This is a genomic window from Amycolatopsis circi, from assembly GCF_003385235.1.
Taxonomy (GTDB): Bacteria; Actinomycetota; Actinomycetes; order Mycobacteriales; family Pseudonocardiaceae; genus Amycolatopsis; species Amycolatopsis circi.
Genome location: NZ_PQIA01000212.1, coordinates 1 through 9789 on the forward strand (window position 1 = coordinate 1; position 9789 = coordinate 9789).

Consider the following 9789-nt stretch of genomic DNA (forward strand, 5'->3'; position numbering starts at 1 on the left):
GCACCCAGCCCCTCCCCCAACCCCGATACGAAGCCTCCCTGCGGTTCGGGGGTGCTTGTCAAGGCATCTTTCCCGCCTTGACAAGCACCCCCGAACCGTCAGCACAATGGGCGACGGGGTGCCCCACGCAACCAACGGGTGCAATGTCGCCGCCAGGCGACGAGCCGCTCAGGAACCAGGCCACCGCCAAGGCAACACAACCTCAGCGGCCCCCTGCCCCCTCCTCACCGGCTCCGCAGCGGCAACCCACCGCCCATCCCGCAAACTCTCCACCCCGGTCGAAGCCCCAATCTCCGCAGGAGAAGACGAAAACCCCTGCCCCCGCCCCCGCAAATCCGCAGTCTCCGGCTGAGCCAAAAACCCAGCCTCAACATCAGCCTTGGCAGAATTCCGCTGAGAAGCCCGAGGAGCAGCAATAGCCTCCTCCAGCGACAATCCCCGATCAATCCGCCCGAGCAGAACCTGCAGCACCGTCGTGATAATCGACGCACCCCCAGGCGACCCAGTAGCAAAAAACGGCTTCCCGTCCCGCAACACCACGGTAGGAGCCATAGAAGACCGAGGCCGCTTTCCAGACCCGGGCAAATTGGGATCCGGAACCCCAGGCGTAACCGGCACGAACGAGAAGTCAGTCAACTCGTTGTTCAACAAGAACCCACGCCCAGGCACCACAATCCCACTGCCACCCTCCTGCTCGATAGTCAGCGTATAAGCAACAACATTCCCCCACTTATCCGCCACAGTAAGATGAGTAGTGTTCTCCCCCTCGTAAGGCGTAGGAGCACCAACAGCACCAGCCGCACAAGGCTGAGGATTCCGCGGATCAGCAGGCGCAACCGGACTGGTCGCAGCGTGGTCCCGAGAAATCAAACAAGCCCGGCTATCCGCGAACTTCTGACTGAGCAACTCCCGAGCCGGAACATCAACAACGGCCGGATCCCCAATCCACCGGTTCCGATCCGCGAACGCATACCGCGAAGCCTCCAGAAAATACTGAAGATAATCCGCCTTGCTGGCCCCGCGAAGATCGTAATTCTCCAGAATATTCAAAGCCTCGCCCACGGTAAGCCCGCCAGAAGAAGGCGCGGGCATCCCGTAAACGTCCAGCCCCCGGTACTCCACATGCGTAGGCACCCGCTCAATGGCCTGATACGCGGCAAGATCGGAAACCGAAAGCTTCCCCGGCCGAACCTTCAACGAGGAAGCCGGATCAACCGGCGGCCGCTGAACAGTCCGGGCGACATCCGCCCCGATATCGCCCCGGTACAACGCATCCGTGCCCCGCCGGGCCAACTGCCCGTAAGTGGCAGCCAAATCAGGATTGCGGAACACCGTCCCCGGCGCCGGCGGCTGCCCGCCAGGCAGGTACAACGATCGGGTAGACGGGAACGCAGCGAACCGGTCCGCATTGTGCGCGACCTGGTCATGGAACGTCTGGTCAACCACAAATCCCTTGCGCGCCAACCGCTCCGCCGGAGCGATCGACTGCGCCAGCGACCTCGTCCCCCACTTGCGCAACGCGTCACGCCACGTAGCCGGAGTACCAGGCACCCCCACGCTCAACCCGCTGGTAACCGCATCCGCGAACGGCAACGGCTTGCCGTTCTCCACGAACAAGTTCTCGTCCGCGCTCTTGGGAGCAGTCTCCCGCCCGTCGAGCGTGTGGACCTTGCCGGTCTTCGCGTCGTAGTACACGAAGAACCCGCCCCCGCCGATGCCGGCCGAGAACGGGTCCGTGACGCCGAGCGCGGCCGCGACGGCGACCGCCGCGTCGACCGCATTGCCGCCGCCGCGCAGTACCTGCGTGCCGATGGCCGTGGCGTCGGCGTCGATGCTCGACACCGCGCCGAGATAGCCGGTCGCGACAGGCGATTTAGGAGTCGGAACGGCGGCCGAGGCGCTGGCCGCCCCGGCCGTGGACACCAGAGCGGCCACGGAGAGCACCGCGAGGATTCGCTTTCCGGTCGTGGGCATGCGGGCGAGTCTGCCCCGCGGCAGAACCGGTGTCCACACTCATTTCGACGCTGCCATCGCCACCGCGGTCAGGGTCGCCAGCCCGCCGACGCCGAACACTCCGACCACCAGCCCGGACACCGCGGCGACCGAGGCGGCCAGCCGCACCGCCACCCCGGCGATCCAGCGCAGCACCCGGATCAGCGCGACCAGGACCACCAGAGCGAGCACGAGCACCGCGGCCGGCACGCCTTGCCCGCTGGTCTCCGCGGCGGCCAGCACGGTGCTCACGACCGCACCTGTATCCGCGGTTCGCGCAAGTCCTCGCGCCCGAATTCGCGCATGTTCTCGTACGCCCGCCGCAGCATTTCCTCGCGAGCCCGGACGCGCCGGCGTTCCGAACCCAGCTGCCACACCCAGCGCCAGCCGACGGCCGTCGCGATGACCGAACCGGCGAGAGTCACCAGGAAGGCCTGTCCGACGAGACCGTGGAGCGATTCGAAGCTCAGCAGCACCAGCAGCGCCCACACTTGAGCGACGGTGAACGGGACGACCAGAGCTGCCGCGTACACCCCCCGACGCCAGCGAACCGGCTGAGGAGCGGGAAGAAACGGTTCCATGACTGCCTCCCTCGGTGGTGTGTTCCCAGAAAACCCCGGCGACGCCGGGAAATCTGTGTCAGCTGACACGTTCAGCGGGCGAGCCGCCGCAGTTCCGCGAGCCGGTGGACGGTCACCTGGCCGCGCGCGGTGCTGATCACCCCCTGGCGGCGGAGTTCCCGCGTCACCCGTGCCCACGATTCGCGCGAAATCGCCGCTGTCATCGCGAGTTCCGCTTGCGTGCCGGGCACCGCGACTTCGATGTCCGTGCCGCGCCGCACGCCGTGCTGCACCGCCAGCTGCATCAGCTGCGCGGCCACCCGGCGGGTGCTCGTCCCGCCGCCGATGTCGAGCCACTGCCGTCCGACGTCGCGCATCCGGTCGGCCAGAACCTGCAGCAGCGCCCAGGAAATCGCCGCCTCGCGCCGGCACAGCGCGACGAACCGCGCGGCGGGCACGACCAGCACGTCGAGTTCGTCGAGTGCCTGCACTGTCGCCGACCTGCGTCCGCCGTCGATCACGGCCAGTTCGCCGATCACGTCGCCCGCGCCGCGGACGCCGATCACGACCTCGCGCCCGTCCGGCGTCGCGTTGGTGATCCGGACGTGCCCGGCCAGCAGGAGAAGCACCACCGAGGCCCGCTCGCCTTCGCGGCAGAGCACGTCCCCGCGCCGGTAGGCCTTGCGGACGGACAGCTCTTCGAACTTCGCGCGGTCCGCGGCCCCCAGCGCCGGCCAGAACCCGATCGTTTCCACGGCGGTCCCCCCTCCTCGTCGTCGGCCGGACCGCTCAGGCGATCAGTCCCGCTCCCGGCCGGACGGCGTCGGTGGTGCGGACCCAGCCGCGGGTCCGCTGTCCGCCGAAGCGCACGGTGAAGGCGTGGGCGAAGGAGCTGCGGTCGATCCCGGCGTAGCCGTGGCGGACGACCGAGCGGTGGATGGCGTTCGAGACGACGAGCGCGAGCGGACCGGAGGAACCGCGCAGCCTGCGTCTCAGATCCGGTGCGTCGAGAAGGCGGCAGGCGATGTCGATGTCTTCGCCGTAAGGCCCGTGCGCGTCGTAGTGCACCTCGCCGGCGTGCACCGAAACACGCAGCCGGAAGGCCAGTTCGGGGTCCTGGTCGCCGTGCCGGGCGAGCAGTTCGGTCAACGCGGGCACCACGCGGGCGAGCAGGACCGTCTTCGGCACCTCGTCGACCGGCCGGACGAGGCACAGCGCCCCGTCGCCGCGGTCCACGAACGGATCCCGGAACCGCTCGGTGATGCCCCCGGCCCGGAACGCCTCGTCGAGCAGGGCGAACAGGACCGAACGGAGCCCGGCCCGAGCCGGGTTCGTGCGGGTGGTCGACCCTTCGATGTCGACCACCACGATGACTCGGTGTACTGGTGCCGGTACTGCTGAGGTGTCCATGACCGCCCCCCTATTTCAGGAAGCTACTGAAATCTAGTAGACTTTCACAGCAGCTACTATAAGGCTGGTTCCGGACTGAAACAATGGTGTCGCGCACACGACATCTTCGATTCAGATGCTGGTCCAGTCCGAGATTGGCAACCCCTGAACGCCCGCCGACACTCCACCCCGGCCCGTCCGGCCATCCCGGCGTCCCGGGTGTAGAATCCCCGCCATTCACGCCTGACTGAACTTCACTGAAGGGTCTGAAGTCGTGTCTCAGCCCAACCCCGCGCTCGCCGCTCGCCTGCGTACTCTGCGCAAGGAGAGCTGGTCCGACGTGGTGCTCACCCAGAAACAGCTCGCCGAGGCCTTCGGCGTCAGCACCGGGTTGCTGTCGGCGTGGGAGAACGTGGCGAAGCCGGTGACGCCCCCGCCGCCGCGGCTCGAGGCGTACGCGACCTTCTTCGCCACCCGCCGTTCGGTGCAAGGCCCCAAACTTCACCTCCTGGACATCGAGGACCTGACAGACGACGAGCACACCGTCCGCAAGGAGCTGCTCGCGGAGCTGCAGGCGCTGCGCGGCGACCTCGACGACCCGCCCGCCCAGCCGGTCTTCGCCCCGTCGAGCCTGTGGCACTTCCCGCCGAACCAGGACATCGTGATCGTCTGCGCGCAGCTGCCGGAGAAGTACCGCGTCGCCTACACCGACCCGTCCAGCCCGGACTACGTGAACCTCTACACCTACGCCGACCCGGACGCGCTGATCGAGCTTTACGGCCACATCCGCGCGTGCAACCCGGCCAGCAACGTCACCTTCCGCACCACTGACCAGAACACGACGCTGTCGGCGGACGAGTACACCGCGCACCTGGTGCTGCTCGGCGGCGTCGACTGGAACCCGCAGACCCGCGCGCTGCTCGACCGGGTCGACGTGCCGGTCCGCCAGCTCAGCCGAAAGGGCGACGAGGAGGCGGAGCTGGAAAGCGGGTTCGAAGTGACCTGCGCGGACGGGTCGACGCGGTTTTTCAGCGCCAAACTGCGCAACGGCACTCTGATCGAAGACGTCGCGCACTTCTACCACGGCGTCAGCCCGCTCAACCGCAAGCGCACTGTGACCGTGTGCAACGGGATGTACGGCCGCGGCACCCTCGGGGCCGTACGAGCGCTGACCGACCGCCGTTTCCGCGACCGCAATCAGTCCTACCTCGACCAGCGCTTCGCGGGCGCGGACTCTTTCAGCATCATCAGCCGGGTCCCGGTCTTCGACAACCAGGGGCTCACCCCGGACTGGACCCTGCGCGAGAACCGGCTGCACGAATGGCCAGAATCGAGCCTCGCATGACCGCGACCGTCGCAGCGCCGGCGCAGCACACGACGCACCAGCGGTTGCTGGACCACGTCGCCGCCGCGGACGCGCCGCAGGCCCGGCTCGACGCGATCATCGTGCCCAACGGCCGGCCCGCCGCCTACCTCAAGGACGCGTTCCGCGCGGCCCGCGAGGTGGACGCGACGGTCCTGCTGCTGTGCAGCAAGAACGCGCGGGCGACGGACGCGGTGCTCGCCGCGAAGCGCGACGGGGTGCGCGTCCGCGCGATCGACACCGACGAAGCCGCTGGTCTCGGTGCCGTGCCACCCTTCGCGACGAGCAGGCTGCTGCAGGCGAAGCGCCTGCTGCGCCGCGCCGACACGAGCTTCAAGCGCAACCTCGGCGTGCTCGTCGCCGACCTCGCGGGATGGCAGCGCATCCTCTTCCTCGACGACGACATCCATCTTTCGCGCCCCGACGACCTGCGCGCGGCGGCGGGCCTGCTCGACGAGTACGCGGCGGTCGGCCTCGCCAACACCGGCATGCCCGACAACTCCGTGGTGTGCCACGCCTACCGCGAATCCGGCGGACAGCAGGACACGTTCGTCGGCGGCGGCGCGCTGGCGGTCGGGCGCGACGCGTTCTCCTCGTTCTTCCCGGACATCTACAACGAGGACTGGTTTTTTCTCCTCAGCGGGACCGGGCTGCGCGCCACCGCAGTGACCGGGGCCGCGTACCAGCACGACTACGACCCCTTTCGCGACACCGTGCGCGCCCGGTCGGAGGAACTGGGCGACGCGCTCGCCGAGGGCATCTACTGCCTGCTGGACAACCGCATGAGCATCGCCGACGCGGACGCCGAGTACTGGGCGAGCTTCCTGGAAAGCCGTCGGGCGTTCATCCGCACCACGCTGCGCCAGGTGCAGGACGCGCCGTACCTGACCGGCGCGTACCAGGACCGGATGATCGCGGCGCTGAAGGCCGCGCTCGGCCGCAGCCTGCTGATCGAACCGGACCTGTGCGTCCGGTACCTGCGCGCTTGGCAGCGGGACCGGGAGACCTGGCAGACGCATCTTCTGTCGCTGCGCGCACGGCACGGGGCACCGGGGGATCCGGACTCCGCGTTCGACACGTTGGGGATCGCGGAGATCGTGCACAAGTCCTGAAGGTTCAGCGTTCGCCGGTGCGGCTGGCGAGCGGCGCGTTGTCCGGCAACCCCTTCACCAGGACGTGGCAACGCTCAGCCTCGGAGATCGTGCGCCCGTCCGGCGATACACGCTCCGCGTAGCAAACGACCGTGCCGTGGCCCCAATCGCGGTAACCGAGGCGGCTGTACAGCCGAGCGGCGCGGGTGTTGTCCGTGCGGACCGCGAGCGCGCCGAGTGCGTGGCCGTGGCCGACCAGGTAGTCCTCGGCCGCGTGCACGAGAGCCGCGCCGATGCCGTGGTTGCGCACGTCCGGGGCGACTTCCAGGTGGTTCAGCAGCGGAACGCCCGGAAGATGGCCGCGAATCGGCGGCTCTTCGGCGTCTTCGAGCCACAGGTACACGGCACCGACCGGCCGCGCGGCGCACCACGCGGTGAACAGGACGCCGAGCCCCTTCGCCTGCCGGGTGAAACGGTCCTCGTAGAACCCCTGCTCGCCGAGGACCTCCGCCAGCACCGCGAGGTCCGCCTGTTCCGCCGGACGGATCGAGACCTCGCCCATCAACGCCGACTCCTGTCCGCAGGACCGGGCACGGGGCACGCGAACGGGAGGCCGCCCCGGAACCGGTCCGGGCCGCGGTCCTGATCATGGCCGCCCGGCCTCAAGAGTAAGTGTGCGCCGGGGAGGCGCGAAGACTGCGGATGCCGCAGTCCAGTCCTCCGGACGGAGCAACCGGCTGCCCTGCGCGACCCCGCCTCGCCCCCGGCTCCCACGTCCCCAATACACCCCGGGACGAACCGGTTCAAACGGAAATCGCGCAGTGGTCCGGAAAACTGCTTCGGGGTGGGGGTTTGTGCGGGAATGAGCGGTTGGCTGGCTCGGGTTCAGCGGATTTCAGTTGTGCGCGCGGCGGTTTGGGCGGATTGCGAGGGCCGGTGCGGCGCGTCATCCGGGTCTGCGCACGGCCTTGAGTGGCTGTCTGCATCCGCCGAGCCGCGCGACAGCAACGGCCTGCGCGCGACTGCGCGCTGAATCCGGGCCAACGAACCCAGGTGGGCATCACCGCCTAAACCGGGGCCAGCGGACTCCAGCTGCACACGCGCCGGTTTGGTCAACTGCCTGCAGCAGCGGATCGAACCGCCCAACAGCAGCGCCCCGCACACGACCGCGGGCTCAATCCGGGTCAACTAATCCCGCTGGCGCCACCGCCTAAACCAGGGCCAACGGATCCAGTTGCGCGCGCAGCGGTTTGAGCGGATTGCGAGCGCCGCCCCGGCATCACGCCGCGCGTCGTCCTGGCCCGCGCGCACCCTTGAGTGGCTGTCTGCATCGGCGGATTGAACCGCCCGACAACAGCCGGCCCGCGCACGACCGCGAGCTGAATCCGGGTGAACGAACCCGGCTGGAGGCAACCGTCTAAATCAGGTCCAGCGGATCCAGTTGCACCCGCACCGGCTCAACCGCCTTCCGGGCGTCGCGGCGGGCTACCGCGTCTCGGACTACCGTCGCCAGGGCGCGGCCGTCCGGGCGGGCTACTCGCACCAGCGCTCGCTCTCGTTCCGCGTTGCCCTCGTCGTCGTAGTCGCCCAGCGGGACGGGGCCGAGCACCTCGCCGGTGTCCGGCAGCGGGAGGTCGTCCAGCAAGCTCGCCACCGCGGCCGGGCTTCCCTCGACGCTCGCCATTCGCATCGCGGGCGGGAAACCCAGCTCCCGGCGTTGCTCCAGTTCCTGGCTGGCGTGCCAACCCGGGTCCCAGCGCACCAGGGCCTGCACCACGGGCAGCCCGGCTTCCGCGCCGACGACCACCCGGCCGCCGCTCGACGCCGGGCGGACCAGCGCACCGGCGGCCATCCAGCGGCGGAGGGTTTCTTCCGCGGCACGCAAATCCTGACGGCCGAGCAGCGCCCAGCCGTCCAGCAGCAGCGCCGCGCCGTAACCGCCCTCGGCGACCGGCTCCGCGCCTGGCGTGCAGACCACCAGCGCCGGGCGGCCGGGGACGGTCGCCAGGACTTCGGTGGCGCCGGACGTTCGGACTGGCACCCCAGGGAAAGCCCGGCCCAGTTCTTCGGCGGTGCGTTTCGCGCCGACCACCACAGCCCGCAATCGGACGGAACCGCAAGCGGGGCAACGGAAAGCGGTCTCCGGGACGCCGCACCACCGGCAGGCGGGCGGGCGCGGGGCACCGTCCACCGAACCGCCGGGCAAGGCGAGCGGACCGGCGCAGCGGCGGCAGTGCGCGGGCGTTCGGCATTGGCCGCAGGACAATCCGGGGACGTAACCCCGGCGCGGGACTTGAACCAAAGTTGGTAATCCGGCGGCGAAAGCTTGGCGGGCCGCTTCGAAAGCGACTGCGGGCAGACGGGCGACTCGGGCAGCTTCGTCGCGCGCTACGTCGAAGTCCTCGCCGACGGGGGTCACGCGCGGGGCGGCGGCGCGGAGTTCGGTGCGATTGGCCTGGATCTGTTGTGCCCAGCCGGATTCCACCAACAGCTGCGCTTCGGCGGTTCGAGCGAACCCGCCGACCAGGAAGGCTGATTTCGTTGCGTGGGCCCGATCCATCAGCACATCCCGTACGTGGGGGTACGGGGCATGCGGATCCAGGTGCAGGTCGTCTCCGTCGTCCCAGACTACGAACAGTCCCGGATCTGCGACGGGGGCGAACATCGCCGCGCGAGTGCCGACGACTACCCGGACTGCGCCGCGCAGCACGGAAAGCCAGCGACGGTATCGCTCGGCGGGCCCCAGACCGGCGATCAGCGCGGCGACACCCTGCTCCCCCAGCAACTCGATGCACGCGTCGTGCACACGGGTGAGGTCGCGGTGGTCCGGGACTACCAAGACCGCGCCTCGGCCTTGGGACGCTGCGATGGCGGCTGCTTCGGCTAGGCGGCGGGGCCAGTCTTCGCCGGGAAGGGCTTGCCAGACCGCGTTCGCTGGCTTGCTTTCGGCTACGGCTTCCAGGAAGGCTTCGCCGCGTTGGTAGCGGGACCAGGCGGAGACGTCCGGCGCGTCTGGTGCGGGGGCCGGGTCTGCGGGCGGCTCGCCTTCTGCCTTCGCGTGCCGCGGGGGCAGGGCCAGGCGCAGGACGTCGGACAGAGTTCCGGCGTAGCGGTCGGCTACTGAGCGGCAGACCGCGTGCAAAGACGGCGGGAGAACAGGTTCGCTTGAGGTGACTCGCTCCAGGTAGGCAAGTTTCCGCTCGTACTCCGTCGTGTCGGTGCGTTCGATGAGGTAGCCGTCGACTAGTTGTCCCGCGAAGCGCACTCGGACTCGGCAGCCGGGGACTGCGGATTCGTGCAGCTTTTCCGGGACTTGGTAGTCGAAGGTGCGGTCCAGGTGGGCCAGGGGGATGTCTACGGCGATCTTCGCGACCGGGAGTTCCGGGGCGGTGGT

The 9789-nt window shown here is 69.2% G+C and carries 9 protein-coding genes; 2 read left to right on the forward strand and 7 right to left on the reverse strand.

Annotated features, from left to right (window positions below):
• Window positions 1–168 precede the first annotated feature (168 nt).
• The 5 genes from ggt to D0D37_RS44090 all read right to left on the reverse strand — a co-directional run bounded on the left by ggt (window position 169) and on the right by D0D37_RS44090 (window position 3962).
• Window positions 169–1974, reverse strand: coding sequence for a gamma-glutamyltransferase (gene ggt / locus D0D37_RS44070; RefSeq protein ID WP_116206507.1), 1806 nt, complete (start codon window positions 1972–1974; stop codon window positions 169–171).
• Between the two features lie 39 nt (window positions 1975–2013).
• Window positions 2014–2244: a hypothetical protein gene (locus tag D0D37_RS44075; RefSeq protein ID WP_116206508.1), complete on the reverse strand. Its 231-nt coding sequence runs from the start codon at window positions 2242–2244 to the stop codon at window positions 2014–2016.
• Window positions 2241–2573, reverse strand: coding sequence for a hypothetical protein (locus tag D0D37_RS44080; protein ID WP_244223891.1), 333 nt, complete (start codon window positions 2571–2573; stop codon window positions 2241–2243). The genes D0D37_RS44075 and D0D37_RS44080 overlap by 4 nt, the downstream gene beginning before the upstream one ends.
• A gap of 71 nt (window positions 2574–2644) precedes the next feature.
• Window positions 2645–3307, reverse strand: coding sequence for a Crp/Fnr family transcriptional regulator (locus D0D37_RS44085; protein ID WP_116206509.1), 663 nt, complete (start codon window positions 3305–3307; stop codon window positions 2645–2647).
• Window positions 3308–3341: 34 nt separating this feature from the next.
• Window positions 3342–3962 (reverse strand): hypothetical protein, encoded by a 621-nt coding sequence (locus D0D37_RS44090; protein ID WP_116206510.1) that lies wholly within the window; start codon window positions 3960–3962, stop codon window positions 3342–3344.
• 253 nt (window positions 3963–4215) lie between these two features.
• Between D0D37_RS44090 and D0D37_RS44095 the strand changes: the two genes are divergently transcribed.
• Both D0D37_RS44095 and D0D37_RS44100 read left to right on the forward strand, forming a co-directional pair.
• Complete coding sequence (locus D0D37_RS44095; RefSeq protein WP_116206511.1) at window positions 4216–5286, forward strand: helix-turn-helix domain-containing protein; 1071 nt, start codon at window positions 4216–4218, stop codon at window positions 5284–5286.
• Window positions 5283–6416 (forward strand): hypothetical protein, encoded by a 1134-nt coding sequence (locus D0D37_RS44100; RefSeq protein WP_116206512.1) that lies wholly within the window; start codon window positions 5283–5285, stop codon window positions 6414–6416. Before D0D37_RS44095 ends, D0D37_RS44100 begins: the two co-directional genes overlap by 4 nt.
• A 4-nt stretch (window positions 6417–6420) precedes the next feature.
• Here D0D37_RS44100 and D0D37_RS44105 read toward each other — a convergent pair whose 3' ends face one another.
• On the reverse strand, window positions 6421–6957 hold the full coding sequence (locus tag D0D37_RS44105; protein WP_116206513.1) for a GNAT family N-acetyltransferase: 537 nt from the start codon (window positions 6955–6957) through the stop codon (window positions 6421–6423).
• Window positions 6958–7812: 855 nt separating this feature from the next.
• Window positions 7813–9789: primosomal protein N' (locus D0D37_RS44110; protein WP_244223892.1), on the reverse strand; the 1977-nt coding region annotated here is incomplete at its 5' end.